The organism is Mesorhizobium sp. M1169 (assembly GCF_040318345.1).
In the GTDB taxonomy this organism is placed as follows: domain Bacteria; phylum Pseudomonadota; class Alphaproteobacteria; order Rhizobiales; family Rhizobiaceae; genus Mesorhizobium.
Genome location: NZ_JAMYME010000006.1, coordinates 227,771 through 253,482, shown reverse-complemented (window position 1 = coordinate 253,482; position 25,712 = coordinate 227,771). Strand labels below are relative to the sequence as shown.

Genomic DNA, 25,712 nt, shown 5'->3' with positions numbered 1-25,712 from the left:
CCCCCCCCCCCCCCTAAAAACAAACATCAATCCCGTCCGCTGCTTGTGTTGTATATCCACCCCTGGCGCGCCCCCGGGCCCCCCCGGCCCCCGCCCCCCACCACCGGCCCGCCGCGCACGATCGCCACCGCCTGGACCGAATGGATATGCCTGATCGATCTTTCGGCCAGAACCGCCTCACTGGCGATCGCCTTGATCAGGGGCGCGTCGGCAACCATCGCGTCTTTCGACAGCGGCGGGCGCTCATAGGGCAGATGCGGCTCGTCGCCGACCAGCGTCACCGGGCCATCATAGCCGAGCTCGCGCAGCGCAAGGGCGGCGCGCCCGCCGCATTCGCCGGCGCCGATGATGACCATTCCCTTCGTCATCATCAACCGATCCGGACAAGGACTTTGCCGGCGTCGACTTTGACCGGATAAGTTCTTAGATCGACGCAGACCGGCGCGCCCCTGGCAGCCCCTGTCTTGTAGTTGAAGCGGCCATTATGCTTCGGGCACTCGATGACGTCGTCCATGACCAGCCCGTCCGCCAGATGCACCTTCTCATGCGTGCAAAGCCCGTCGGTGGCGAAATACCCGTCGTCGGGGCTGCGATAGATGGCAAAGGTGCGGCCGCCATGGTCGAAGCGCATCACGTCTTCTTCGTCGATGTCCTCGGCGTCACAGGCCTCGACCCAGTCGCTCATTTACGGGTCCCTCGATGTTTGGTGCGTTGGCATGGGCTTGTCATTCAGCAGCCACCGCAACAGCAGCGTTATCGCTGTGGAAATCCTCCCGATAGGGCCGCGCCGTCGGCGGCAGTTCGCGCTTGATGAAATAATCCTCATTGCGCAGCTGGCGCAGGAAAGCCGGTATCATCTCGCGGTAGCCGGCCAGGATGGATGGTGTCGGCGCCGGCAGATCGTGCTTGATCAGTTCGTGCAGCCTGGGCAGCGCGTGATAGGGCACCATGGGAAACATGTGATGCTCGACGTGGTAGTTCATGTTCCAGTAGATGAAGCGGCTTATCGGGTTCATGTAGACGGTGCGGCTGTTGAGCCGGTGATCGGTGACGTTTTCAGCCAGGCCGCCATGCTGCAGCAGGCCGACCATGACATGGTGCCAGGCACCGTAAAGCCTGGGCAGACCGACCAGCATCAGCGGCAGGAACGAGCCGGTATAGAGCGCCAGCGCAATGGTCGCGGCATAGATTGTCGTCCAGATGCGGGCAATGCGAATTGCCTTCGGCTGCTCCTGGTCGGGAATGAAGGTTCTTTCGGCCGGACTGACGATACCGGCTGCATTGCGCAGCATGTCGCTCATCGCATGCCAGGCGTCGAGAATGCCGACGAAGTTGAGCACCACGCGCAGCAGATCGGGCGGATGCATCACCGAGATCTCCGGATCGCGGCCGACTATGATGGTATCGGTATGATGTCGCGTGTGGCTCCAGCGCCAGGTCACCGGGTTGCGCATGATCATGAAGCAGGCGACCTGATAGACCACGTCGTTCATCCACTGCGTCCTGAAAGCGGTGCCGTGGCCGCATTCGTGCCAGCGTGAGTCGGTGGAGGAACCGTAGAGGACGCCGTAGACGAAGAAGAACGGCACGCACCACCAGCTGCCCCAGAACCAGGCGGCGCCGGCGCCGCTGAGGATCATGGTGCCGAGCCAGATGATGGTGTCGCGGATCGCCGGGCCGTCGGAGCGCTGCATCAGCTCCTTCATCTGCTTGCGCGGCACGTCGGTGTGATACCACTCGGCCGCCGCCAGCCCGCTCTCGACGGCAAGCTTCGCGTCGCGGCCGATCAGGCTGTAGTCGCGTCGGGACGCTGCTGCGGAGCTCGTATTCCCGGTTCGGAGTCCAATATCCACCATGGCGGAGGCCTCGATCATATTCGGTCAGCGTTCAAAATAACGCCGAGCCCTGATAGGCTCAATATCACAAAGATAGTTTCTATCATTTTCCATCAGAATGGTGTAAAAGGGCCAAACAGTGGAATGAGGCAGCGATGGCGAAACGGCCGACGATCACCGACCTGGCGCGCATTTCGGGGGTCAGCGTTGCCACCGTCGACCGGGTGCTGAACAACCGCTTGCCGGTGCGCGAGGAAACCGCGCGCCGCGTCTATGAGGCCGCGACCAGCATCGGCTATCACGCAGCCGGATTGATCAAGCAGCGGATGCGCCATGAATTGCCCGAATACCGGCTCGGGTTCCTGCTGTTGAGGCGGGAGGACGTCTTCTACAGCGAATTTGCCCGCGAGCTTGAACTGGCGGTATCGCAGTCGCCGCGCTTTCGCGGCGTGGCCACCATCGACTTCGCCGCTTCGCTGGCGCCGGACGAGATCGTCGAGCGGATGCGCAAGCTGGCCGCCAAATCCAGGGCCGTCGCCCTGGTCGGGCCTGATCACCCGACGCTGACGGTCGCCGTCGAGGCTCTCAAAGCCAATGGCGTACCGGTGTTCTCCCTGCTTTCCGACTTTGCGTCCGGTATTCGCGAGGGCTATGTTGGCCTGGACAATCGCAAGGTCGGCCGCACCGCTGCCTGGATGATCTCGAAGGCCGCGAAGAGACCTGGCAAGGTTGCCCTCTTCGTCGGCAGCCATCGCTTCCATGGCCATGAGCTTCGCGAGATCGGTTTTCGCTCCTTCTTTCGAGAGCAGGCGCCGGAATTCACTCTCCTCGAGACGTTGGTCAATCTGGAAGCGAACCAGATCACGCATGATGCAATGATCGAGCTTCTGGCCCGCCACCCTGATCTCGCCGGTTGCTATGTCGCCGGTGGCGGCATGGAAGGCGCGATCTCGGCGCTGAGGGAGGCAAAGCCGGCTGAGATGCCGGCGGTCGTCTGCAACGAGATCACGCCCGACTCCCGCGCGGCGCTGGCGGATAATTTCCTGACCATGGTGATCTCGACGCCACTGGCGGCGCTTTGCCGCGAGCTTGTCGGGCTGATGGCGCATGCCATTGAGACCGGCGCTGCGAATGCGCCGGGCCAGACCTTTCTGCCCTTCGACATTTATCTGCCAGAAAACATCTGATGTCGCGGTCATCGGCGGCAGACATGATGTAATCTATCAGAATGCTTTCAGGCCTCGCTTGCCTGAGCGTCCGTCCAAAAGCGCTCGAAATGCCGAAAATCCATTCCTCATGGCGAAATCTCGCTTGACGCCCACGTGAAATGGAATAAATATTTCACCATCTGAGCATTTTGGTTCTTTCGTTCCGGAAGATCTGTTTCAGGCAAATGCCTCTGGAACCAAAAAATGGCAATCGGGAGAGAATTCCCTGCGAGATCGGGGATTCCGGGTAGATCGGTGCAGCCGGACACCAATGTGGAGGAGAAATAAAATGAAAAAACTGCTTTTGGGCGTCGCGTTCGCGGCGCTGATGAGTTCGTCCGCCTTTGCCGCCAAGATCGGCGTGTCGATGGCGTTGTTCGACGACAATTTTCTCACCGTGCTGCGCAACGGCATGATTGAACAGGCCAAGGGCATGGACGGCGTCGAGCTGCAGGTGGAGGATGCGCAGAACGACGTCGCCAAGCAACTCGACCAGATCAAGAACTTCGCCGCCTCAGGCGTCGACGCCATCATCGTCAACCCGGTCGACACCTCGGCGACCCAGGCAATGTCGGACGCAGCCGCCGCTGCCAAGATTCCACTGGTCTATGTCAATCGCGAGCCGGTCAACGTCGACACGCTGCCCGAAAACCAGGCCTTCGTCGCCTCGAACGAAGCCGATTCCGGCACGCTCGAGACCAAGGAGGTCTGCCGCCTCTTCAAGGAGGCCGGCAAGACTGAAGCCAATGTCTATGTGATCATGGGCGAGCTGTCGAACCAGGCAGCGGTGCAGCGCACCAAGGACATTGATGACGTGATCGCCACACCGGAGTGCAGCTTCATCAAGATCATCGACAAGCAGACGTCGAACTGGAAGCGCGAAGAAGCGCAGAACCTGATGACCAACTGGCTGTCGACCGGCAAGCCGTTCGACGGCGTCATCGCCAATAATGACGAAAGCGCCATCGGCGCCATCCAGGCGATGAAGGCCGCCAACATCGACATGAAGTCGGTTGTCGTCGGCGGGGTCGACGCTACCCAGGATGCGCTTGCCGCGATGCAGGCGGGCGACCTCGATGCGACGGTGTTCCAGGACGCGGCCGGCCAGGGTGCCGGCGCGCTTGACGCAGCGCTCAAGCTGGCGAAGGGCGAGAAGGTCGAGCACAAGGTCTACATCCCGTTCCAGCTGGTCACGCCGGCGAATATCGACAAGTTCCTGAAGAAGAACTGAGGCGGACCTGTCCGATACGGAGCGGCGCGCCAAAGTAAGACAGCGCCGCTCCGCTTTTTCCCTCTCGGCCTGAACAGCGCCGAGTGGAGACCGTGGCTGACGGAGGAAGCACGATTGGCACAGACATCTCACGGCGTCGGCGGGCTCAGCTATGATGCGAAGCGGCGCGCATGGCCGGCCGAATTCAACGTCTTCCTGGCGCTCGTCATCCTGGTCGGCGCTTTCGAGCTGATCGGCCGGGTCTTCCTGGGCGACAGCTTCCTTTTCAATACCCGCGACAATATCGATGCGATCTTCAACGAAGCGCGCCTGCAGATCATCATCCTGCAGGTGTCGATCGTCGGCATTATTGCCATCGGCGTGACGCAGGTGATCATTACCGGCGGCATCGACCTGTCCTCAGGTTCGATCGTCGGCGCCACGGCGATGATAGCCATGAGCTTCGCCCAGGTAGCGACGGTCAACGGCAACCCGAACCCCAAGGCGATGTTCATCGCCCAGGGCTGGACCGACCTGCCGGTGATCGTGCCCGTGCTGGTCGCGATCGGCTGCGGCCTGCTGGCCGGCCTGGTCAACGGCGCTTTGATCGCCTACACGCGCATCCCACCGTTCATCGCCACGCTCGGCATGATGGTCACCGCGCGCGGCATCGCCAAATGGTGGTCAAAGGGGCAGCCGATCTCGTTTCCGACCGAGAGTTTCGCCGCCATCGGCAAGGGGCTGATGCCGGTCATCATTTTCATATCGCTCGCAGTGCTGTTCCAGCTGATCCTGAGTTACACCAAATATGGCAAGCACTGCTATGCGATCGGCTCCAATGAGGACGCCGCGCGCATGTCCGGCATCAACATCGCCAACCACAAGATCCTCGTCTACGTCATTGCCGGCGTCCTCGCCGCGCTCGCCGCCGTGGTGCTGAGCTCCAAGAATCTCACCGCCCAGGCCGGCATGGGTGTAATGTACGAGCTCGACGCGATCGCCATGGCGGTTATCGGCGGCGTCTCTCTGTCGGGCGGCCGCGGTTCGATTATTGGGACGGTGATAGGCTCGCTGATCTTCGGCGTGATCATCTCCGGTTTCACCTTTCTGCGCCTCGACGCCTATTATCAGGAGATGGTCAAAGGCGTGATCATCGTCGGCGCAGTCGTTCTCGACCAGTGGCGCCAACGCCTGCGGGCAATGAGGGCTTGATCATGTCGGACATCGTCCTGAGGACCGAAAACCTGACCAAGTATTATGGCGGCGTCCATGCGCTGGAGGGTGCCAACTTCGAGCTGCGCAAGGGCGAGCATGTCGCCATCATGGGCGACAACGGCGCCGGCAAATCGACCTTCGTACGCCAGATCACCGGCGTCGAGCAGCGCACCAGCGGCAGGATGTGGTTCGACGGCAAGGAAGTGAATTTTGCCGGCCCCATCGAAGCCCGCGAGGCGGGCATCGAGACGGTGTTCCAGAACCTCGCGCTCGCCGACGACCTCGACGTGCCGTCGAACCTGTTCCTCGGCCGCGAGCGGGTGCTGTTCAATCTAGGGCCCTTCTCGATCCTCGATCGCAAGTTCATGCGCAAGGCGACCGAGGCAGCCTTGGTCCGCACGGCGGTCAAGATCCCCAATCTTTCCAATACTATCCGCCATATGTCGGGCGGCCAGCGCCAGTGCGTGGCAATTGCCAGAACAGCAACCTTTGCTTCCAAGCTCATCATCATGGATGAGCCGACGGCGGCACTCGGCGTGCAGGAGACGATGCAGGTCGAAAACATCGTCCGCACGCTGAAGGAAAATGGCGAACCGCTGATCCTGATCTCTCACAACATGCGCCAGGTGTTCGACCTGGTCGACCGCATCGTCGTTTTCCGGCGCGGCCGCATCGTCGCCAATTTGCGCAAGCAGGACACCGACGGCAACGATATCGTCTCCTACATCACCGGCGCCAAGACCGGGCAGGCGGAACTTGCGGCGTAACGGCCAACGCCGAGCCACAGGTGCTGACGCCCCCCTCCGAACCATCTTTAAAGGAAAATTCTTCATGCCTCTTCGCTTTGCTCTTCTCGGTGCCGGCCGTATCGGCAAGGTCCATGCTCGCGCCGTTGGTTCCAATCCGCAGGCCAGGCTGGTTGCGGTTGCCGACGCCTTCGAGAAGGCGGCGACCGATCTGGCCTCTGCCTATGACGCCGAAGTGCGCAGCATCGATGCCATCGAGAAGGCCGGCGATATCGACGCGGTCGTCATCTGCACGCCGACCGACACTCATGCCGACCTGATCGAACGCTTCGCCAAGGCGGGCAAGGCGATTTTCTGCGAAAAGCCGATCGATCTCGACGCCGGCAGAGTGGAACAATGCCTGGCCGTCGTCGACAAGGCCGGCGCCACCCTGATGGTCGGCTTCAACCGCCGCTTCGATCCGCATTTTGCCGCCGTGCGCAAGGCGATCGACGACGGCGCCATCGGCACTGTCGAAATGGTGACAATCACCTCGCGCGATCCCGGCCCGCCGCCGCTCGACTATATCGGCCGCTCGGGCGGCATCTTCCGCGACATGACCATTCATGATTTCGACATGGCGCGCTTCCTGCTCGGCGAGGAGCCGGTGGCGGTCAGCGCGCATGCTTCGGTGCTGGTCGACAAGAAGATCGGCGAGGCCGGCGACTTCGACAGCGTCAGCGTCATCCTCGAAACTGCTTCCGGCAAGCAATGCGTTATCTCCAACTCACGCCGCGCCACCTACGGTTACGACCAGCGCATCGAGGTGCATGGCTCGAAAGGCATGATTGCGGCCGAGAACCAGCGGCCGGTGTCGATCGAACTGGCCAATGAGAAGGGCTATACGCGGCCGCCGCTGCACGATTTCTTCATGACCCGTTATCTCGACGCTTATGCCAACGAGATCGCTGCCTTCATCGCGGCAGCGACGTCAGGCAAGAAGGCGACGCCGAGCGGCAAGGACGGGCTGGTGGCGCTCAGGCTGGCGGATGCGGCGCTGAAATCGGCCAAGGAAGGCAAGACCGTCCGCCTCGACAAAACAATCTGACTATCAAGCACAGGAGCAAGGCGATGAACGGTTCAGCCGGTCGCAATTCCGAAACACGCGCCATCGTCACCGGCGGCGCACAAGGCATCGGCTTTGCCGTCGCCGAAGCGCTGGCCGATGAGGGCTGCCGGGCGCTGGCGCTGATCGGCCGCTCGCAGGAGAAGGGCGACAAGGCTGTCGCCATCCTCAAGGGGGCAGGCGTCGATGCCATCTTCATCAGCGCCGACGTCTCAAAAGTGGCCGACTGCAAGCGTGCGGTCGAAACGGCGATTGGCCATTTTGGTACCGTCAACGCGCTGGTCAACGCCGCTGCCACCTCGGCCCGCGGCTCGCTGGTCGAGACCTCCGAGGATCTGTTCGACCAGATATTCCAGACCAATGTGCGGGGCCCGTTTTTCCTGATGCAGGGCGTGGTGGCGCATTTGCTGGCGCGCCAGGCACCGGGCTCGATCGTCAACGTGCTGTCGATGTCGGCGCATTGCGGCCAGTCGTTCCTGGCGCCTTATTCGTCAAGCAAGGGAGCGCTGGCGACACTCACCAAGAATGTCGCCAATGCCTATCGCGGCAATCGCATCCGCTGCAACGCGGTGCTGCCCGGCTGGATGGACACCGAGGGCGAGGCGATCGTGCAGAAGAAATGGCACGACGCGCCGGACGACTGGCTGGAAAGGGCCGAGGCCGCGCAGCCGATGGGTCAATTGGTGAAGCCGGCACAGCTTGCCCGGTTGATCAGCTATATGATCAGCCCGCAGTCCGGCGTCATGACCGGGTCGCTGGTCGATTACGACCAGAGCGTCGCCGGGTCGTCGCCGGAATAACGCCGGCAAGTCTAGCGGAACGCTTCGTCATCCACGGGCGGAGCAAGGAGCGCAGCGACGCGGCGCAGACCCGAGGATGACGAAGTTCGGGGGGCTTCAGCCAATCGCGAATGGGCTGGAGTAAACCTCCTCCTCACCAGGCACGTGACAAGCGCATCCGCATCGACTATATCAGCCCTCATGATCAACCTGACCGCCACATATTGGTACTTTATGAGCTCGCTGGCGGCGGGAGGATTGCGCTCGATCTGAAGATTGCAGCAACAATATCCGAACAGCCGCCAGACCTGGCGGCTTTTTTGTTTCAGCCGGCAGGTCTCCCAATCAGGAGCATAAGCCGTGTTGACGACCACAGACGATCTTCGGGTCAAAGAAATAAGGGAATTGAGCACGCCGGACGAGGTGATGCGGGAGATACCGCGCACGCTGACGGCGACGCGCACCGTTGCCGCGTCACGCAATGCGATCCACGCGGTGCTGACCGGCACCGACGATCGGCTGGTGGTCGTCGTCGGCCCCTGTTCAATCCACGACCCGGCCGCCGCCGTAGACTATGCCAGCCGTTTGGCATCGCTGCGTGAAAACCTGTCGGACCGGCTGGAGATCGTGATGCGGGTTTATTTCGAGAAGCCGCGCACGACGGTCGGCTGGAAGGGCCTGATCAACGATCCCGACCTCGACGGCAGCTTCAACATTGACAAGGGCCTGAGGATGGCACGCAACGTGCTCTCCGCCGTCAACAATCTCGGCCTGCCGGCGGCGACGGAATTCCTCGACATGGCCACCCCGCAATATATTGCCGACCTCGTCGCCTGGGGAGCGATCGGCGCGCGCACGACCGAGAGCCAGATCCACCGCGAACTCGCATCAGGCCTGTCCTGCCCGGTCGGCTTCAAGAACGGCACCGACGGCAATTTGCGGATCGCGGCCGAGGCCGTGAAATCCGCCGCCCAGCCGCACCATTTCATGGCGGTGACGAAAGGTGGGCGCAGCGCCATCGCGACGACCACCGGCAACGAGGACTGCCACGTCATCCTGCGCGGCGGCATTGTGCCCAACTACGACGCGGCAAGCATAGCTGCTGCCTCCACTGAGCTCGGCCGGATCGGCGTGGCACCTCGGCTGATGATCGATGTCAGTCATGCCAACAGCAACAAGAAGCCGGAAAACCAGCCGCTGGTGGCGGCTGACGTGGCGGGCCAGATCGCGGCAGGCGACGAGCGCATCATCGGCATCATGATCGAGAGCAACCTCGTCGCCGGCCGGCAGGACGTCGTGCCCGGCAAGCCGCTCGTCTATGGCCAGAGCATCACCGACGGCTGTATCGACTGGGAAACCACCGAAACGGTGCTGCACGGCCTTGCCGACGCCGTCGAGCAGCGCCGGTCGGCGCGACGCGCCATGATCGCCGGCCGGCCAGGAGCCGCCTGAGGCAGCCAATGCCGGCCCTGACCCTTCTCCCCTTGTGGGAGAAGATGGATCGGCGCGCAGCGCCGAGCCGAATGAGGGGTGCTGGAAGAAACTCGGCGCAAAAATATTGAGGCATTTTAAGCGTTTATTGCTTCGCTGTAGCGATCCGTCCAACACCCCTCATCCGACCGAGCTTCGCTCGGTCTCCCCTTCTCCCAGAAGGGGAGACCAGCGCGGGCTTACTACCGCACCTCCATCCAGCGCTGTTCCGCGAACGAGCGCGCCATCGCGTGCACCGTGCGCTCGATCTCCAGGCCTTCGTCGAAATCGATGATCCGCGCCGGCTTGCCGGCAAGTCGCGTCAACAGTTCCCGGCATTCGATAATCTTGAGGTCATTAAAGCCAAGGCCGTGGCCGGGCGCCGGCAGGAAGGCGTCATAAGGCTTATGATGCGGCGCCACCAGGATGGTGCGATAGCCTTGCTCGGTCGGCCGGTCGGCCGTCAGATAGAGTTGGAACTCATTCATCCGCTCCTGGTCGTACAGGATCGAGCCCTTCGAGCCAAAAATCTGGATGGCGATCCGGCCTTTGCGGCCCCAGGCCGAACGGTTGACCAGCAGCGTGCCGGCGATGCCGTTTTCGAGATGCATCAGGATGCTCGCGATGTCGTAGGTCTCGACCGCGCGGCGCCCGCCCGAGGCGACGCGGCGGTCGGCATAGGGTCTGGCCATGTCGCACATGACGCGGGCAACGCGGCCGAACAGTACGGCGATGAGCGACAGCGGATGCACGGCGAAATCGTCGAGCGCGCCGTAACCGGACGCCGCCTCGTGCTTCCAGAAGAACAGCGCCTCCGGATCGGCCATGAAGTCCTCGTCCATCTCGATACGCAGATGGTTGACCTCGCCGATGATCTTCTCGTCGAGCAGCGCGCCGATATGGCGGATCGCTGGATTCTGAATATAGTTATAGCCGAGCGCGGCCACCTTGCCGGACTTTTGGGCCGCCGCAGCCATTGCTTGCGCCTCCGCAAAACTTGGCGCCATCGGTTTTTCACACCACAGATGCTTGCCGGCTTCGAGGATGGCGATGGCCATTTCCGGGTGGAACTGGTTCGGCGTGGTCAGCGAGATGACATCGACATCCGGGTCGTCGACGACGGCGCGCCAGTCACCGGAGGCCTTGGCGAAGCCGAATTCGCTGGCACGGCGTTTGGCAAGATCCTCGTTGACCTCGCCCAGATGGACCAGCCTTGGCTTGGCAACTTCGGGAAAGACGGTGCCGACCGCGTTCCAGGCAATGGCGTGGCACTTGCCCATGAAACCCGTGCCGATAAGACCTACCCCGACCATCCGCTTGCCTCCCTGTGTGCAAAATTTGTGTGGATGAATTAGTCCATTTTGTCTGCAGATGGAACGCTTGTCTCATTTTTTATGGTGTTCTTGCACAGGCCCGCTATGATGGGGCACAGAGGGAACCAGACGATGAGCCTGGGCGGAGCGACGATGGACGAACGGGTGCCGCGCGATTTCGAGACGCTGCGGGCGACGATCCTGGAGCGGCGCCACAGCTTGCCGAAACGTATCGCCCAGATCGCCGCCTATGCGCTCGACAACCCAGACGATATCGCCTTCGGCACCGCTGCCAGCATCGCCGCTTCCGCCGGTGTCCAGCCTTCGACCCTGATCCGCTTTGCCCAGCAGCTTGGTTTTGATGGTTTCACCAGCCTGCAGTTGGTGTTTCGCGAGCGCCTGCGCGAGCGCAACTCATCCTATGATGAAAGGCTGGCGGCATTGCGCGCCAAGGCCGAGGAAGGCGCCGGCCACCGCGCGATTTTCGACGGTTTTGTTGCCGCAGCCAGTACCTCGCTCAACGACATTTCGCGCACGCTGAATGAAGACCATTTCGAAGATGCGATCACTGTGTTGGCCAAGGCCGAAACCATTTACGTGCTGGCTAAGCGGCGCTCCTACCCGGTCGCCTCCTATATCGCCTATGCATTGGGCAAGCTCAAGATCCGCAACCAGCTGATCGAATCGGCCGCCGGCCTCAATGCAGAGATGATCGGCTTTGCCTCTCCAAGGGACGCCGTGATCGCCATCAGCTTTTCGCCCTATGCCCCGGCCACCATCGAGGAGGCGCGCGTCATTTCGGAGCAAGGCGTGCCGATCGTGGCGATTACCGACAGCTCCTTTTCGCCACTCGCCCAATTCGCCAGGGTCTGGTTCGAGGTCGCCGAGGCCGATTTCGCCGGCTTCCGCTCGCTGTCGGCGACGATGGCTTTGGCTATGGCGCTGACCGTCGCGGTCGGCGAGAAGCGGCGCGATACTGGCAAGAAGCGCAAGCCTTAGATCACCTCTATTGCCGTTTCGCCTTCTGCCGAAAGCCGCGCTGCGTCGCGGGCAGGCGGCGACCCGAACTGGCGGGCATACTCCCGGCTGAACTGGGAAGCACTCTCATAGCCGACGGCGAAGGCGACACGTGCGACGTTGCCCGGCTGGGCAATCAGCAGATGGCGGGCTTCCAGCAAGCGGATTTGCTTTTGATACTGAATTGGGCTCATGGCCGTCGCCGCCTTGAAGTGACGATAAAACGCAGCACTGCTCATACGGGCAATCTCGGCCAGATCGCCGACCCGGACCGGCTGATGGGGATGCGAACGGATCCAGGCGATCGCCCGGCCAATCCGGGACAGATGGCCATCGGCGCGCGCAAGTTCACGAAGCTTTCCGCCTTGGGGGCCTTGCAGGAGCCGAAACAGCATCTCTCGCTCGATCATGGTCGCGAGCACGGGAATCTCCGCTGGCCGGTCAAGCAGCCGCATCATTCGACGCAACGCGTCGAGCAGGTCGTCATCAGCGGGAGAGGTGGAGAAACTGTCGCCACTGAGGGCCGGCGCGTGCTCGACGAGGAGCGCGGCGACGGCCTGCAGGTCAAGGGTCAAGCCAATGGCCAGGTAAGGACGCGCCGCGCTCGCTTCGATTATCTGGCTGATGGTGGGCGTCTCGACAGTATAGATGAAATAGCTGGCCGGATTGTAACGAAGAGCCCGGTCGCCGATCAGAACCGTCTTCGCGCCCTGCAGTACGAATAAGATCCCCGACCCCCACACCCCTGGTATTGGCGCCGTGGCGACTTCGCTGCGGCCGATCGAAACGCGGGGAATCGCCGTTCTTGTTCTTCGCCCGCGCGCATGGCGGCCGGCGATCTCGATCAACTCCTGCAGCGCTTCGCTCATTGCGCCAGCATCGCGCATTCGCACCAGCTGCGCAACAGCGTGAGAGGATTAGGCAAGAACCGGAGAATTTCCGGCGCGCGGCGCCCGCTGTCTCGCGCCATTTGTGGGTCTTCCACAGCAAACATGGAGACACCGATATGACGACATCGAAAAGCGCGCTGGTGACCGGCGCCAACAAGGGTATAGGCCGTGAAATCGCCCGGCAACTGGCGACCAAGGGCTTCAAGGTCTGGCTCGGCGCCAGGAGCGCCGAACGCGGCATGGCGGCGGCGCAGGCATTGCGCGCCGAAGGCCTCGACGTGGAGTGGCTTGAGCTGGACGTCACGCGGGATGACAGTGTGAAGGCGGCAGCCGAGGCATTCAGGCAGGCCAGCCCCTGCCTCGACGTGCTGGTGAACAACGCCGGCGTCGCCATCAATTACGACCTGCCGCCGAGCCAGCAGCGGATCGCCGACATCCAGGCCACCTACGACGTCAATGTCTTCGGCCCGATCCGCGTGACCCAGGCATTCCTGCCGCTGCTGCTAGCAGCACCTGCTGCCCGGATCGTGATGGTGAGCAGCTCCACCGGGTCCATCGGCCGGGCGCTCGATCCCGCCACTGCGAACCACGCCGTTAACATGATGGGCTACGGCAGCTCCAAGACGGCCTTGAACGCCATCACCGTGGCCTTCGCCAGGGAGCTCGCGCCGCAAGACATCAAGGTCAACGCCGCGGCGCCCGGCTACACTGCCACCGATCTCAACGGGTATAAAGGTCACCGCACGGTGCAGCAGGCGGCCGAGATCGTCATTCACCTGGCGACCTTGGACGCCGATGGCCCGACCGCCGGGTACTTCAACGATGATGGCCCGCTTCCTTGGTAAATCAGCTGGTTTCAGTGGTAGACACTTGACGTTCGTCTGACTTCAAAGTTTCTGAACGCGCGAGCCTTGCACAGCACTTTTCAGCCTTGGGAATGCTCGTTCCATATTGACTATGGATTGGAATTATTATTTCATATTGCCGGCGCCACGCTGCCGCTCGCGCGTGTTACCCAATACAACAAGCCGATGGGAGGTTCGAATGGGCGAAGCCGTGGAAGCGAGACATGCGCCGCTCGACATCATCACCATCGGCCGCGCTTCCGTCGATCTCTACGGCCAGCAGATCGGCTCGCGCCTCGAGGACATTACTTCCTTTGCCAAGTCGGTCGGCGGCTGTCCGGCCAATATCGCGGTCGGTACTGCCAGGCTCGGCCTGCGCTCGGCGCTGCTCACCCGCGTCGGCAATGAGCAGATGGGCCGCTTCATCCGCGAGCAGCTGACCCGCGAGGGCGTTTCGGTCCAAGGTCTCAAGACCGATCCAGAGCGGCTGACCGCCCTGGTGCTGCTGTCGGTCGAGGATGAAGGCGTCTCGCCGATGATCTTCTATCGCAGCGATTGCGCCGACATGGCGCTTTCGAAAGACGATATCGATGAGGCGTTTATCGCTTCGGCACGCGCGGTCGTCGTCACCGGCACGCATTTTTCACGGCCCAACAGCGACGCCGCCCAGCGCAAGGCGATCCGTGTCATGAAAGCCAAGGGCGGCAAGGTGGTGTTCGACATCGACTACCGCCCCAACCTCTGGGGTCTCGCCGGCCACGCCGAAGGCTTCGAGCGCTATGTGAAATCCGACCGCGTCTCGGCGCAGTTGAAGACGGTGCTGCCCGATTGCGATCTCATCGTCGGCACCGAAGAGGAAATCATGATCGCCTCGGGCGCAGACGATTGCCTGAGCGCGCTGAAAACCATCCGCTCGCTGTCGGCGGCAACCATCGTGCTGAAACGCGGCGCCATGGGCTGCATCGTCTATGACGGGCCGATCAGCGACGACCTCGAGGACGGTATCGTCGGCAAGGGATTTCCAATCGAAGTCTACAATGTGCTCGGCGCCGGCGACGCCTTCATGTCGGGCTTCCTGCGCGGCTGGCTCGGCGAGGAAGGCTTGGCGACGGCGGCGACCTGGGCCAATGCCTGCGGCGCCTTTGCCGTGTCGCGGCTCCTCTGCGCACCGGAATACCCGACTTTCGAGGAATTGCAGTTCTTCCTGAAAAACGGCAGCAAGCATCTGGCGCTGCGCAAGGACGAGGCGATCAATCACATCCATTGGGCGACCACGCGCCGGCGCGACATCCCCTCGCTGATGGCGTTCGCCTGCGACCACCGCGTCCAGCTGGAGGATGTCGCGGCAAAAGCCGGCGCCGATCCGTCGCGAATCCCGGCTTTCAAGGTGCTGACGGTCAAGGCTGCGGCCAAGGTCGCGGCTGGCCGCGCCGGCTACGGCATGCTGCTCGACGAAAAATACGGACGCGAGGCGATGTTCGAATTCGCCCACCATTCCTTCGCCTGGCTCGGCCGGCCGGTCGAGTTGCCGGGTTCGCGGCCGCTTCGCTTCGAGTTCTCGCAAGACATAGGTTCGCAACTGACCGAATGGCCGGTCGACCACTGCATCAAGTGCCTGTGCTTCTATCATCCCGACGATCCCGCGGCGCTGAAGAGCGAACAGCAGCAGAAACTGCGCGCTTTGTTCGAGGCCGCGCGGAAAATGGGCAGAGAACTTCTGGTCGAGATCATCGCCGGCAAGCACGGCAGGCTCGACGACATGACCATCCCGCGCGCGCTCGAGGAACTCTACGCACTCGGCATCAAGCCCGATTGGTGGAAGCTCGAACCGCAGGCATCGGCCGGCGCATGGGCAAAGATCGAAGCGGTGATCCTGAAGCACGATCCGTGGTGCCGTGGAATTGTGCTGCTTGGCCTGGAAGCGCCGCAGGACGAGCTGGAAGCGGCCTTCGCCGCCACCGCCAAGGCGCCTATCGTCAAAGGCTTCGCTGTCGGCCGCACCATCTTCATTAACGCGGCCGAACAATGGCTTGCCGGCAAGATGTCGGACGAGGAGGCGGTGGCCGACATGGCATCGCGTTTCGAAAAACTGACCGAGGCATGGCTTGCGGCGCGCGGTCGCAAAGCAGCATAAGAAGGCGCGACATAAGCACTGCGGAGGAACCGACATGACCAAGACAATCCGCCTGACGATGGCGCAGGCGCTGACCCGCTTTCTTGCCCGACAGATGACCGAGATGCACGGCAAGAAAGTGCCGATCTTCGGCGGAGTCTGGGCGATCTTCGGCCACGGCAATGTCGCCGGCGTCGGCGAGGCGCTCTACCAGGTTCGCGACGAACTGCCGACCTTCCGTGCCCATAACGAGCAGGCAATGGCGCATGCGGCGATCGCCTACGCCAAGGCCAATTTCCGCCGCCGCTTCATGGCCGCGACCAGTTCGATCGGCCCCGGCGCGCTCAACATGGTGACCGCTGCGGCACTTGCGCATGTAAACAGGTTGCCTGTCCTGTTTCTGCCTGGCGACGTCTTCGCCAATCGCATTCCCGATCCCGTCCTGCAGCAGGCCGAGGATTTTTCCGATGGCACGGCGACGGTCAATGACTGCCTCCGCCCGGTGTCGCGCTATTTCGACCGCATCACGCGGCCGGAGCAGATCATGCCGGCGCTCAACCGCGCCATGCAGGTGCTGACCGATCCCGCCGAATGCGGCCCGGTGACGCTGGCGCTGTGCCAGGACGTGCAGGCCGAGGCCTATGACTACCCCGAGAGTTTCTTTGCCGAGCGACTCTGGACGCCGCGACGGCAGCGCCCGGACCGCAACGAACTGGCGGCCGCAGTCGCGGTACTCAAAGCAGCGAAAAAGCCGCTGGTGATCGCGGGCGGCGGCGCACTCTATTCGCAGGCGTCCGAGGAGCTGGCAAAACTGGTGCAAGGCGCCGGCATTCCAGTTTGTGAGACGCAAGGCGGCAAATCCTCGCTCCCGGACGATCATCCGTTGAACATGGGCGCGGTCGGCGTTACCGGCACTTCGGCGGCCAACAGGCTGGCCGAAGAGGCCGACGTCGTGCTTGCCGTCGGCACCAGACTGCAGGATTTCACCACCGGCTCCTGGGCATTGTTCAAGCATGCCGGCAGGACCATCATCGGGCTCAACGTGCAGCCTTTTGACGCCGGAAAGCACCAGGCGCTGCCGCTGGTCGCCGATGCGGCGGAAGGGCTCGCCGAACTCGCTGCGGCGCTGAAAGGCTGGAAAGCCCCTTCAGGCTGGACCGACAATGCGATCGCGGGCAAGAAGAACTGGCAAGCGGATGCCGACAAGGTGACGGCGTCGACCAATGCCGCCTATCCGTCCGACGCGCAAGTGATCGGCGCAGTACAGCGCGCCATGGGCTCCGGCGTGGTACTGCTTCATGCCGCCGGCGGCTTGCCCGGCGAATTGCACAAGCTATGGCAGGCGGGCGCGCCCGGCTCCTATCACGCAGAATACGGCTTCTCGACAATGGGCTATGAAATCGCCGGCGGGCTTGGCGTCAAGATGGCCAAGCCGGACGAAGAGGTCGTGGTGATGATCGGCGACGGCTCTTACCTGATGCTCAATTCCGAGATCGCGACCTCGGTGATGCTCGGGCTCAAGCTGACCATCGTGCTGCTCGACAACCGCGGCTATGGCTGCATCAACCGGCTGCAGATGGCGACCGGCGGCGCCAACTTCAACAATCTGCTGAAGGACGCCCGTCACGAAACCTTGCCCGAGATCGACTTCGCCGCGCATGCTGCGAGCATGGGTGCGATTGCCGAAAAAGTGCCATCGATCGCCGGGCTGGAAACGGCGTTGGTGCAAGCGAAGAAGAACACGCGAACGACGGTGCTGGTCATCGACACCGACCCGCTGGTTTCGACCGAGGCCGGTGGAAGCTGGTGGGATGTCGCAGTGCCGGAAGTCTCGGCACGGCCGCAAGTGAATGCGGCGCGCAAGAAATATGAGGAAGCGCTGAGCGGGCGGCGGTTTTAACGCGCCCGCCAACGCCGCCTCGAATGTCAGAAACTGGAGTGACGACTTGAAAGCCAAACTGGGCATGTCCCCCATTGCATGGTGGAACGACGATCTTGCGGAACTCAGCGATGATGTGTCGCTGGAGGAGTGCCTGCGCCAGTCGCGTTCGGCTGGCTTTACCGGCATGGAAATGGGCCGCCGCTTTCCCAACGATCCGGAGATCATGCTGCCGATCCTGAAAGAGGCCGACGTGACGCTTTGCGGCGGCTGGTTCTCGGGGACGCTGGTCGACGAAGACATGGCGAAGAACAAGGATCGTATCCAGCCGATGATCGACCTGTTCAAGGCGGTGAACGCACCATGCATCGTCTATGGTGAAGTCGGCCGCTCCATCCAGGGCGACCGCTCGAAGCCGCTCGCCAGCAAGCCCAGGCTTTCGGACGAGGAAATGAAAGCCTACGCCCGGCGGCTCACGCAGTTCGGCGAATGGTGTGCAGAGCAAGGCATGCCGCTCTCCTACCATCATCATATGGCGGCAGTAGTTGAGACCGAGCCAGAGCTGGATGCCTTCATGCGCTATTCGGGAGAAGGCATTCCATTGCTGCTCGACGCGGGTCACCTGGCCTTTGCCGGCGGCGATGTGCTGCGCGCTATTGATAACCACCACCGGCGCATCAACCACGTGCATGTGAAAGACGTACGCATGGAGGTGATCAACAAGCTGGATCGTAGCAGGCAATCCTTTCTCGATGCGGTGGCGCTTGGTGCCTTCACCGTGCCGGGAGATGGCTCGCTGGATTTTGGCGCGATCGTCCAGAGGCTCGCCGACCATGGCTATGAAGGCTGGTTCGTGGTCGAGGCCGAGCAGGATCCGAAGAAGAACCCGCCGCTCAAGATGGCGCAGGTCGGCTACAAGGAATTGATGCGGGCTATGACGGCGGCCGGCTATACGGTGGAGACACAGGGCTTTCCCAATGCTTGAGAGTTCGCGAGGAAAGGTGTTGATCCGATGAAAGACTCCGAGCACCCGTTTTTCCGGCCGCTGTGGCGGCGCGTCGCCGTTGTCGCGGTCTGCCTGGTCTGGTCGGTAATCGAATTCGCCACCGGCACGCCGTTCTGGGGCGTGATCGCGCTCGGCTTCGCCGGCTATGCCGTCTGGCAGTTTTTCTACCTCTACAAGCCGGCTGACGAGGACGAGCCATCGGCAGACGCCAAACCGAAGGAATGACCATGTCTAAGCTGCTCGTCAAAGCCAATAAGGGCCACGGCCGCATCGCTCATGTGACGCCGCAAAACGCCGGCTGGACCTATGTCGGCTTCGATCTGCATCGGCTCAGGCCCGGCGAGAGCGCTTCCGGGCAAACCGCGGATCGTGAGGTCTGCCTGGTGTTCGTCACCGGCAAGGGCAAGGCCAAGGCCGGCGGCAAGGATCTCGGCTTGCTGGGCGAACGCATGTCGCCGTTCGAAGGCAAGCCTTGGTCGGTCTATGTGCCGCAGGGGTCGGAGTGGTCGGTGAGCGCCGATACCGATCTCGAACTTGCCGTCTGTTCGGCGCCAGGACTGGGCGGCGGTCTGCAGGTCCGTGTCATCGCGCCCGACGATCTCGGCCAGGAGGTTCGCGGCAAAGGCACCAACACGCGCTATGTCACCAACATCCTGCCGGAGGGCAAGCCGGCCGATTCCTTGCTGGTGGTCGAGGTCATCACACCCGGCGGCCACACATCGAGCTATCCGCCGCACAAGCACGACCAGGACAATCTGCCGGCTGAATCCTATCTCGAGGAGACCTATTACCACCGTCTCAACCCGCCACAGGGCTTTGCTTTCCAGCGCGTCTACACCGATGCCGACGAGAACGGTGCTCGTTCGCTCGACGAGGCGATGGCGATCGAGGACGGCGACGTCGTGCTGGTCCCCAAGGGTTATCACCCCTGCGCCGCCTGCCACGGCTATGATCTCTATTATCTCAACGTCATGGCCGGACCGAAGCGGACGTGGAAATTCCACAACGCGCCCGAGCACGAATGGCTGATGAAGGCCTAACCACTTCCCCTTCCCCCCAACCGCTGGTCCAAGCGAAAAATCGTCGGCTAACGACCCGGCTGTGTGGTTTTGTTACCGAAAACGCCGCAAAGCTTCGTCAATTCGTCATGGAAATCACCTATGGCAGCGGGGCTGACGAGGACTTTCGATGCGCTACGCGATCTATTTCACCCCCCGACAAGACGAACCGCTGGCACGGATCGCCGCCAACTGGCTCGGCCGCGACCCATTCGGTGCCGCCACAAAGCCGGTCGAGGCTGCGGGCGAGTTGTCGGCGGCAGAAGTTGCCTTCCATACCGCCTCGGCGCGCCGCTATGGCTTTCATGCGACACTGAAGGCGCCCTTCAGACTGGCCTCCAACGAGACGGAAACGTCGCTTCGTGCAGCACTCGACGATTTTGCCGAGGCGACGCCGGTGGTTACGATCCCGCGCCTCGTCGTCAGCCAGATCGACGGCTTCTTCGCGCTGTTGCCGGAAGCACCGCTGCCGGCGCTCAACCGCTTCGCCGATGACGTGGTGCGCGACTTCGACCGCTTCCGCGCGCCGTTGACGGAAGCCGAGATCGAACGGCGCAGCCCCGATTCGCTGAAGCCCGACGAGTTCCGCAATCTCTGCCAGTGGGGCTATCCCTATGTCTTCGAGACGTTTCGCTTCCATATGACGCTGTCCGGCCGGGTGTCGTCACAGGAAAGCCCTCGTCTTCGCCTAGCAATCGACAGCCTGTTTGCGGACGTGCTGCAACGGCCGGTGGCGGTGGACGCGTTGACGCTGTTTGTGGAAACTGAACCGGGCGCTCCGTTCATGGTGCTGTCGCATCACGCGCTCGGGCGCCGCCCGGCCAGAAGAACCGCCTAAATGACTATTTGCTTTAACCGCATGGTGCGACGCCAATTCATTTTCAATTGGCTGCAAAATGCTGCAAGGACTGCCTGAAATGACTGCCGAGACCGTTCTTGACAATGCCCGTATTGTGCTGGCCGACCAGATCGTCGAAGGGTCGATCGTGCTGCGCGACGGCATGATCGCCGCCATCGATCCCGGCGCTGGCCGCAGCGGCGAGGACATGGGCGGCGACTTCATCATCCCTGGCCTGGTCGAGCTCCATACCGACCATCTCGAAGGCCATTACGCGCCGCGGCCGAAAGTGCGCTGGAACCCGATCGCAGCCGTGCTCGCGCATGACGCCCAGGTGGCGACCGCCGGCATTACCACCGTGCTCGACGCCTTGCGTGTCGGCATGGACGAGGATGCCGACCTGACGGCCGCCGACATACGCAAGCTGGCCGACGCGATCGAGGACAGCGTACAGCAGGACCGGCTCAGGGCCGACCATTTCCTCCATCTGCGTTGCGAGGTTTCGGCGACGGACTGCCTCACGGCCTTCGCCAATTTCGACGGCGACGAGCGGGTCAGGCTGGCGTCGCTGATGGACCATGCGCCCGGACAGCGCCAGTTCGTCAATTTGGAAACCTACGCCTATTACTACCAGCGCAAGCTGAAGCTGACCGATCGCGATTTCCAGAAATTCTGCGAAAAGCGGATGGCGGAATCGGCGAGGAATTCGAGCCCGAACCGCAGCTTCATCGCCGCGGCTTGTCATGAGCGCAGCATCGTGCTCGCCAGCCATGACGACGCGACCGTCGGCCATGTCGACGAAGCGATCGAGCAAGGTGTGCGCGTCGCCGAGTTCCCGACCACCGAGGAGGCAGCACGGGCTTCGAAAAAGGCAGGGCTCGGCGTATTGATGGGCGCGCCGAACGTCATGCGCGGCGCGTCGCATTCGGGCAATGTCTCGGCCCGCACGCTGGCCGGCGATGGCCTGCTCGATATCCTGTCGTCGGACTACATTCCCTTCAGTCTGATCCAGTCAGCCTTCTTCCTCGGCGACGTGGTCGAGGGCATTTCCTTGCCACAGGCGGTGGCGATGGTCTCGAAGAACCCGGCCGAGGCGGTCGGCCTCACCGATCGCGGTGTCATCGAGCCCGGCCGGCGCGCCGATCTGGTTCGCGTGCGCGTCGACGACCATGTCCCGGTCGTCCGCACGGTCTGGCGGCAGGGACGCCGGGTCGCATGATGGTGTCGGCATCGGTCGAGCGTGAATTGTCCGCTATCGGATTTCCGATCCGCGACGGTGTCTTCGTCGCCGTCGTCGGACCGAGCGGTGCCGGCAAGGACACGGTGATCGGCTATGCGCGCGCCGTGTTTGCCGACGAGAGCCGGCTGGAGTTCGTGCGCCGGGTGATCACCCGGCCGAGCGATGCGGCCACCGAGGATCACGATACGCTCGCCGATGCTGCCTTCGTCGAGGCCGAAGCGGATGGTGCCTTCGCCATTTCCTGGGAGGCGCATGGCCTGCGCTACGGCATCCCGGCCGAAGTCGACTGGTCAGTCTCCAACGGCCGTGTCGCGATCGCCAACGTCTCGCGCGCGATCATCCCGGCGCTGCGGGAGCGCTACGCCAATCTGGCTATCGTCGAGATCACGGCTACACCGGAGATCCTGGCCGAGCGGCTGGCATTGCGCGGTCGCGAGTCGCGCGGCGAAGTGCTGGCACGGCTGGCGCGCAGTGCCAATGTGGCGCTGTCCGGACCGGGTGTCACCTCGATCGACAATAGCGGTCTTCGTGAAGCCGCCGGCGAGCGCTTCGCCGAAGTGCTGCGCAAGGCCATGGCCTTCTCCGACATGTCGGGCCTTATCTAAGGCGCGCCCATCCCGATGCATTCGGAATGCGCGCTACTTGTCTAACCGATATCTTTTTTAGAAACCGGTATCCACTTCTCGGGATTATGGCCTCATGCGGCGTGCCGGTCCCGACCAGCGTGACGAGAATCCGTGGCAGTGGTTGTCGACGGCTTCGCTGGCGCATCCGCTGGTGTATCCAGAACTGCAACGTGGTGCCGATACACCATCTCCCAGCCCTTCCAGCCGGTGAACAGCAGTATGCAGACCACTATGAACGACAAGAGCGCACCCCATGGGCGGACCGCGGCTTCGGCGCCTTGCGCATAGCGCAGGTAGAAATTTATCAGTGCCACAACGACCGCGGTCAAGTTGCCCAGCATGTGGTACCAGGCGTCGGACAAGGCGCGAATGCGCGGCTCGTTGAGGAAGTCGATAAAACCGGCTGTCGCAGCGAGAAGGGCCATTACGATGGCTGCCCCGATCAGCCACATCGATGCCCGTGCCCAGAAGGCATCGGCAGTCCCCCAGAAAACCAGGTCGGTGACAAACGCACCGACAAGAAACGCGACAGGAAAAGGTATCAGCATCGGGTGGAGGGGGTGAGTTCCTACTTTGGCGGTACTAACTGGATTCGTGGGCATGGAACGCCTCCGCGTAGCAAAGCTTAAACAAACGCTCAGATACGGGTTTCGTTCCAAATAGAGACCGACCTGAACTGCTGTCGCGAAGTTCCGGCTGACTCTTTCACGCCACCTGCCATGGCAGTCGGCGAATTTCATCCAGCTATTTTTGCGTCACTCAGCGGCAGCACCCGCCACGCCCTTGCGTGTGGCTTCCAGCATCCGCCGCCGCGCCCTGAACACGCCCCATTGCTGGTCGACCAGCACGCCGATGAGGATCACCCCGCCCATGACGGCGAAGTTGAGCGAGGACGGGATGCCGAGCAGGTTGACGAGGTTCTGCAGCTCCTGCAGCAGCACCGTGCCGAGCAGGACGCCGATCAGCGAGCCTTCGCCGCCACGCAGCGAGAAGCCGCCGAGCACCGCTGCCGCGATGGCGTAGAGTTCGTAGAACTGGCCGTGGCTCGCCGGCGAGATCGAGCGTGTGTACATGGCGAAATAGATAGCCGACAGCGCCGTCAGCACGCCGCAGATGACATAGGCGGCCATGACGATGCGGCCGGTGCGGATGCCGGAATATTTTGCCGCTTCCTCGTTCTTGCCGATGGCATAGAGATAGCGACCGAACACCGACCGGTGCAGCACCACCCACATGACGACGGCGATGACGATCAGCGCGATGAAGCTGTTCGGCACGCCCCAGGACCGCCCCGCCGTCAGGAACTCGAGTTCCGGGAAGTTCTGTCCGAAGGCAAAGCCGGCGGTGCCGTCGGCGGTGTAGAAGCGCGCCACGCCGCGATAGATCAACAGGCCGCACAAAGTCACCACGAAAGGCTGCAATTTGAGCCGGGTGATCAGCCAGCCATGCGCCAGCCCGATGATGCCGCCGAGCACCAGGATCAGCGGCAGGGCGACCGGCCAGGCCATGCCGCGCGTGGCGATGAAGTCGATGAACAGCACGCCGAGCAGCGCAACCACCGAGCCGACCGACAATTCGATGCCACCGGTGATGATGACGAAGGCTTGGCCAATCGACAGGATGCCGAACAACCCGATCAGGTTCGAGGTGTTGGCGAGATTGATCGGCAGCAGGAAGCGTGGGTTGATGATTGCCACCACCGCGCCGACCACCAGGATCAGGATCAGCAGGCCGAGATCTTTCTTGCTCATCGTCTTCTCCCAGTGCCTGCGAACTACTTCGGCTGCTTGCCGACCGCCAGCAGCAGCACGTTCTCCTGGCTGAACCGGTCCTTGTCGAGAATGCCCGAGATCTGGCCTTCATGCATGACGGCAATGCGGTCGGAAACGCCGATCACCTCCTCCATGTCGCTGGAGATCATCAGCACGGCGACGCCGGCATCGGCCAGCGCCCGCATCAGCCCGTAGATCTCGGCCTTGGCGCCGATGTCGATACCGCGGGTCGGTTCGTCGAGAATCATCACCTTCGGCTTCATCGCCAGCCATTTGGCCAGCACGACCTTTTGCTGGTTGCCGCCCGACAGCGTACCGGTGCGCGTCTGGACGGAGGGCGCCCTGATGCCGAGATCGGTCTTCTGCTTCTCGGCGGTGGCGGATTCCGCGCCGGCCGAGACCAGCGAGCGCCGCGAATGCGCCGGCAGATTGGGCAGCGAAATGTTCTGGGCAATCGACAGGTCGAGCAGGATGCCGGTCAGCTTGCGATCCTCGGGGACGAGGAAAATACCGTTGGCCACTGCGTCCGCGGCCGAACCAAGAACCAGATCTTTTCCGTCAAGCTGGAACGAGCCGCCAAAGCTTCTGTCGATGCCGAACAGGACGCGCGCCAGCTCCGTCCGGCCGGAGCCGACGAGACCGGCGAGGCCGAGGATCTCGCCATGCCTGACATCGAGGTCGACGGGCCGGTCGGGATAGGCAGCGGTGCGAATGGCCTTGACCGACAGCGCGACAGAGCCCGGTGGGCGCGCCGATTCCGCGGCCTTCTCGCGCTCCTTCAGCATGCGGCCGATCATCAGCTTGACCATCTGGTCGTGATTGATGGCGCTCTTCGGCAAGGTTCCGGCGAGCATGCCGTCCCTGAGCACGACGACGCGGTCGGCGACGCGCTCGACCTCGTGCAGGCGGTGCGAGATGAAAATGACGCTGATGCCGTCTGCCTTCAGCGCCTTGATGACACCGAGCAGCTTGTCGGTTTCGGCGATCGGCAGGCTCGATGTCGGTTCGTCGAGGATGACCAGCCGCGCCTTGATCGACAGCGCCTTGGCGATCTCGACCATTTGCTGCTGGGCCAGCGACAGCGCCGACACCGGCGTATCGGCCGAGAAATTGGCGCCGACGCGTTTGAGCAGCGGCGCCGCCTGCGCTCGCAGCCTGGCGCGGTCGACGAGCTTGAGCGGCCCGGCGCGCAGCGGTTCGCGGCCAAAGAAGATATTGGCGGCCACGTCGAGGTTTTCGAACAGGTTGAGTTCCTGGTGGACGAAAGCGATGCCCGAGCCGATGCTTGCCTCGACAGTCAGCCCGTCATGGGCGACGCCATCGACGGTGATGGTGCCGGTGTCCGGCCTGGTCACGCCCCCGAGAATCTTCATCAGCGTCGATTTGCCGGCGCCGTTTTCGCCGACCAGGCCGATGACCTCGCCGGGCCTTACGTCCATCGAGAATCCGTCCAGCGCGACGACACCGGGATAGGTCTTGCGCACACCGTCGAGGCTCAGGAACGGAGCGGCCGTGGATGCAACGATGGAGGGGTCGGAATAATTCAT

At 62.7% G+C, this 25,712-nt stretch carries 24 protein-coding genes and 1 pseudogene; 17 read left to right on the top strand and 8 right to left on the bottom strand.

Features of this window, described 5'->3' with window-relative positions:
• Positions 1–113: 113 nt before the first annotated feature.
• From NKH41_RS09395 to NKH41_RS09385, 3 genes and pseudogenes are all read right to left on the bottom strand, one after another.
• Positions 114–368 (bottom strand): annotated as a pseudogene (locus NKH41_RS09395) (FAD-dependent oxidoreductase); the annotation flags it as partial.
• Between the two features lie 2 nt (positions 369–370).
• Positions 371–685, bottom strand: a complete 315-nt coding sequence (locus tag NKH41_RS09390; protein ID WP_352472320.1) for a MocE family 2Fe-2S type ferredoxin — start codon at positions 683–685, stop codon at positions 371–373.
• A 40-nt stretch (positions 686–725) separates the two neighbouring features.
• Positions 726–1,874 carry a fatty acid desaturase family protein gene (locus NKH41_RS09385; RefSeq protein WP_502895682.1) on the bottom strand — a complete coding sequence of 383 codons (1,149 nt, stop codon included), beginning with the start codon at positions 1,872–1,874 and terminating at the stop codon, positions 726–728.
• A 116-nt stretch (positions 1,875–1,990) separates the two neighbouring features.
• Here NKH41_RS09385 and NKH41_RS09380 point away from each other — a divergent pair, with 116 nt between their 5' ends.
• The 7 genes from NKH41_RS09380 to NKH41_RS09350 all read left to right on the top strand — a co-directional run bounded on the left by NKH41_RS09380 (position 1,991) and on the right by NKH41_RS09350 (position 9,550).
• A complete protein-coding gene (locus tag NKH41_RS09380) occupies positions 1,991–3,022 on the top strand; it encodes a LacI family DNA-binding transcriptional regulator (protein ID WP_023677522.1) in 1,032 nt (343 codons plus the stop codon).
• Positions 3,023–3,332: 310 nt separating this feature from the next.
• On the top strand, positions 3,333–4,274 hold the full coding sequence (locus tag NKH41_RS09375; protein WP_352451673.1) for a sugar ABC transporter substrate-binding protein: 942 nt from the start codon (positions 3,333–3,335) through the stop codon (positions 4,272–4,274).
• 114 nt (positions 4,275–4,388) lie between these two features.
• Positions 4,389–5,465, top strand: a complete 1,077-nt coding sequence (locus NKH41_RS09370) for an ABC transporter permease (RefSeq protein WP_292655972.1) — start codon at positions 4,389–4,391, stop codon at positions 5,463–5,465.
• Positions 5,466–5,467: 2 nt separating this feature from the next.
• Positions 5,468–6,235: an ATP-binding cassette domain-containing protein gene (locus NKH41_RS09365; protein ID WP_352743948.1), complete on the top strand. Its 768-nt coding sequence runs from the start codon at positions 5,468–5,470 to the stop codon at positions 6,233–6,235.
• A 64-nt stretch (positions 6,236–6,299) separates the two neighbouring features.
• Positions 6,300–7,301, top strand: a complete 1,002-nt coding sequence (iolG, locus tag NKH41_RS09360) for an inositol 2-dehydrogenase (RefSeq protein ID WP_352769686.1) — start codon at positions 6,300–6,302, stop codon at positions 7,299–7,301.
• 23 nt (positions 7,302–7,324) lie between these two features.
• On the top strand, positions 7,325–8,119 hold the full coding sequence (locus tag NKH41_RS09355; RefSeq protein WP_352769683.1) for an SDR family oxidoreductase: 795 nt from the start codon (positions 7,325–7,327) through the stop codon (positions 8,117–8,119).
• Between the two features lie 339 nt (positions 8,120–8,458).
• A complete protein-coding gene (locus tag NKH41_RS09350; protein ID WP_352769680.1) occupies positions 8,459–9,550 on the top strand; it encodes a 3-deoxy-7-phosphoheptulonate synthase in 1,092 nt (363 codons plus the stop codon).
• Positions 9,551–9,771: 221 nt separating this feature from the next.
• On the opposite strand, the gene NKH41_RS09345 is transcribed toward NKH41_RS09350, so the two are convergent.
• Positions 9,772–10,881 (bottom strand): Gfo/Idh/MocA family protein, encoded by a 1,110-nt coding sequence (locus NKH41_RS09345; protein ID WP_352769677.1) that lies wholly within the window; start codon positions 10,879–10,881, stop codon positions 9,772–9,774.
• A 153-nt stretch (positions 10,882–11,034) separates the two neighbouring features.
• Between NKH41_RS09345 and NKH41_RS09340 the strand changes: the two genes are divergently transcribed.
• Positions 11,035–11,880 carry a MurR/RpiR family transcriptional regulator gene (locus tag NKH41_RS09340; RefSeq protein ID WP_023677514.1) on the top strand — a complete coding sequence of 282 codons (846 nt, stop codon included), beginning with the start codon at positions 11,035–11,037 and terminating at the stop codon, positions 11,878–11,880.
• Here NKH41_RS09340 and NKH41_RS09335 read toward each other — a convergent pair.
• Positions 11,877–12,767 (bottom strand): AraC family transcriptional regulator, encoded by an 891-nt coding sequence (locus NKH41_RS09335; RefSeq protein WP_352769675.1) that lies wholly within the window; start codon positions 12,765–12,767, stop codon positions 11,877–11,879. The genes NKH41_RS09340 and NKH41_RS09335 overlap by 4 nt on opposite strands.
• A gap of 137 nt (positions 12,768–12,904) precedes the next feature.
• Here NKH41_RS09335 and NKH41_RS09330 point away from each other — a divergent pair, with 137 nt between their 5' ends.
• The 9 genes from NKH41_RS09330 (at position 12,905) to phnN (ending at position 22,372) form a co-directional block, all read left to right on the top strand.
• A complete protein-coding gene (locus tag NKH41_RS09330) occupies positions 12,905–13,633 on the top strand; it encodes an SDR family oxidoreductase (RefSeq protein WP_352769672.1) in 729 nt (242 codons plus the stop codon).
• 199 nt (positions 13,634–13,832) lie between these two features.
• Positions 13,833–15,767 carry a bifunctional 5-dehydro-2-deoxygluconokinase/5-dehydro-2-deoxyphosphogluconate aldolase gene (locus NKH41_RS09325; protein ID WP_352472329.1) on the top strand — a complete coding sequence of 645 codons (1,935 nt, stop codon included), beginning with the start codon at positions 13,833–13,835 and terminating at the stop codon, positions 15,765–15,767.
• A 34-nt stretch (positions 15,768–15,801) separates the two neighbouring features.
• Positions 15,802–17,646 (top strand): 3D-(3,5/4)-trihydroxycyclohexane-1,2-dione acylhydrolase (decyclizing), encoded by a 1,845-nt coding sequence (iolD, locus tag NKH41_RS09320; protein WP_352769670.1) that lies wholly within the window; start codon positions 15,802–15,804, stop codon positions 17,644–17,646.
• A gap of 46 nt (positions 17,647–17,692) precedes the next feature.
• On the top strand, positions 17,693–18,610 hold the full coding sequence (gene iolE / locus NKH41_RS09315) for a myo-inosose-2 dehydratase (protein WP_352769667.1): 918 nt from the start codon (positions 17,693–17,695) through the stop codon (positions 18,608–18,610).
• Between the two features lie 27 nt (positions 18,611–18,637).
• Positions 18,638–18,856 carry a hypothetical protein gene (locus NKH41_RS09310; protein WP_023677508.1) on the top strand — a complete coding sequence of 73 codons (219 nt, stop codon included), beginning with the start codon at positions 18,638–18,640 and terminating at the stop codon, positions 18,854–18,856.
• 2 nt (positions 18,857–18,858) lie between these two features.
• Positions 18,859–19,671 (top strand): 5-deoxy-glucuronate isomerase, encoded by an 813-nt coding sequence (gene iolB, locus NKH41_RS09305; RefSeq protein WP_352769665.1) that lies wholly within the window; start codon positions 18,859–18,861, stop codon positions 19,669–19,671.
• 148 nt (positions 19,672–19,819) lie between these two features.
• Positions 19,820–20,527 carry a DUF1045 domain-containing protein gene (locus tag NKH41_RS09300; protein ID WP_352769538.1) on the top strand — a complete coding sequence of 236 codons (708 nt, stop codon included), beginning with the start codon at positions 19,820–19,822 and terminating at the stop codon, positions 20,525–20,527.
• A 79-nt stretch (positions 20,528–20,606) separates the two neighbouring features.
• Positions 20,607–21,746 (top strand): alpha-D-ribose 1-methylphosphonate 5-triphosphate diphosphatase, encoded by a 1,140-nt coding sequence (locus NKH41_RS09295; protein WP_352769662.1) that lies wholly within the window; start codon positions 20,607–20,609, stop codon positions 21,744–21,746.
• Positions 21,743–22,372, top strand: coding sequence for a phosphonate metabolism protein/1,5-bisphosphokinase (PRPP-forming) PhnN (gene phnN, locus NKH41_RS09290; protein WP_352769659.1), 630 nt, complete (start codon positions 21,743–21,745; stop codon positions 22,370–22,372). The genes NKH41_RS09295 and phnN overlap by 4 nt, the downstream gene beginning before the upstream one ends.
• Before the next feature lie 92 nt (positions 22,373–22,464).
• On the opposite strand, the gene NKH41_RS09285 is transcribed toward phnN, so the two are convergent.
• The 3 genes from NKH41_RS09285 to NKH41_RS09275 form a co-directional block, all read right to left on the bottom strand.
• The gene (locus NKH41_RS09285; RefSeq protein ID WP_352769656.1) at positions 22,465–22,995 is read right to left on the bottom strand and encodes a DUF2231 domain-containing protein; all 531 of its coding nucleotides are present in this window, start codon (positions 22,993–22,995) and stop codon (positions 22,465–22,467) included.
• Positions 22,996–23,148: 153 nt separating this feature from the next.
• Positions 23,149–24,144 carry an ABC transporter permease gene (locus NKH41_RS09280; RefSeq protein ID WP_023677502.1) on the bottom strand — a complete coding sequence of 332 codons (996 nt, stop codon included), beginning with the start codon at positions 24,142–24,144 and terminating at the stop codon, positions 23,149–23,151.
• Between the two features lie 23 nt (positions 24,145–24,167).
• The gene (locus NKH41_RS09275; RefSeq protein WP_352769653.1) at positions 24,168–25,712 is read right to left on the bottom strand and encodes a sugar ABC transporter ATP-binding protein; all 1,545 of its coding nucleotides are present in this window, start codon (positions 25,710–25,712) and stop codon (positions 24,168–24,170) included.

Excerpts from the sequence above, each read along its gene's own strand:
- NKH41_RS09340 (WP_023677514.1), top strand. The coding sequence starts at position 11,035 with ATGGACGAACGGGTGCCGCGCGATTTCGAGACGCTGCGGGCGACGATC.
- NKH41_RS09295 (WP_352769662.1), top strand. The coding sequence starts at position 20,607 with ATGACTGCCGAGACCGTTCTTGACAATGCCCGTATTGTGCTGGCCGAC.
- NKH41_RS09335 (WP_352769675.1), bottom strand. The coding sequence starts at position 12,767 with ATGAGCGAAGCGCTGCAGGAGTTGATCGAGATCGCCGGCCGCCATGCG.
- iolB (WP_352769665.1), top strand. The coding sequence starts at position 18,859 with ATGTCTAAGCTGCTCGTCAAAGCCAATAAGGGCCACGGCCGCATCGCT.
- NKH41_RS09325 (WP_352472329.1), top strand. The coding sequence starts at position 13,833 with ATGGGCGAAGCCGTGGAAGCGAGACATGCGCCGCTCGACATCATCACC.
- iolD (WP_352769670.1), top strand. The coding sequence starts at position 15,802 with ATGACCAAGACAATCCGCCTGACGATGGCGCAGGCGCTGACCCGCTTT.
- phnN (WP_352769659.1), top strand. The coding sequence starts at position 21,743 with ATGATGGTGTCGGCATCGGTCGAGCGTGAATTGTCCGCTATCGGATTT.
- NKH41_RS09330 (WP_352769672.1), top strand. The coding sequence starts at position 12,905 with ATGACGACATCGAAAAGCGCGCTGGTGACCGGCGCCAACAAGGGTATA.
- NKH41_RS09285 (WP_352769656.1), bottom strand. The coding sequence starts at position 22,995 with ATGCCCACGAATCCAGTTAGTACCGCCAAAGTAGGAACTCACCCCCTC.
- NKH41_RS09275 (WP_352769653.1), bottom strand. The coding sequence starts at position 25,712 with ATGAATTATTCCGACCCCTCCATCGTTGCATCCACGGCCGCTCCGTTC.
- NKH41_RS09355 (WP_352769683.1), top strand. The coding sequence starts at position 7,325 with ATGAACGGTTCAGCCGGTCGCAATTCCGAAACACGCGCCATCGTCACC.
- NKH41_RS09390 (WP_352472320.1), bottom strand. The coding sequence starts at position 685 with ATGAGCGACTGGGTCGAGGCCTGTGACGCCGAGGACATCGACGAAGAA.
- NKH41_RS09365 (WP_352743948.1), top strand. The coding sequence starts at position 5,468 with ATGTCGGACATCGTCCTGAGGACCGAAAACCTGACCAAGTATTATGGC.
- NKH41_RS09280 (WP_023677502.1), bottom strand. The coding sequence starts at position 24,144 with ATGAGCAAGAAAGATCTCGGCCTGCTGATCCTGATCCTGGTGGTCGGC.
- NKH41_RS09300 (WP_352769538.1), top strand. The coding sequence starts at position 19,820 with ATGCGCTACGCGATCTATTTCACCCCCCGACAAGACGAACCGCTGGCA.
- NKH41_RS09310 (WP_023677508.1), top strand. The coding sequence starts at position 18,638 with ATGAAAGACTCCGAGCACCCGTTTTTCCGGCCGCTGTGGCGGCGCGTC.
- NKH41_RS09380 (WP_023677522.1), top strand. The coding sequence starts at position 1,991 with ATGGCGAAACGGCCGACGATCACCGACCTGGCGCGCATTTCGGGGGTC.
- NKH41_RS09345 (WP_352769677.1), bottom strand. The coding sequence starts at position 10,881 with ATGGTCGGGGTAGGTCTTATCGGCACGGGTTTCATGGGCAAGTGCCAC.
- NKH41_RS09385 (WP_502895682.1), bottom strand. The coding sequence starts at position 1,874 with ATGATCGAGGCCTCCGCCATGGTGGATATTGGACTCCGAACCGGGAAT.
- iolG (WP_352769686.1), top strand. The coding sequence starts at position 6,300 with ATGCCTCTTCGCTTTGCTCTTCTCGGTGCCGGCCGTATCGGCAAGGTC.
- NKH41_RS09375 (WP_352451673.1), top strand. The coding sequence starts at position 3,333 with ATGAAAAAACTGCTTTTGGGCGTCGCGTTCGCGGCGCTGATGAGTTCG.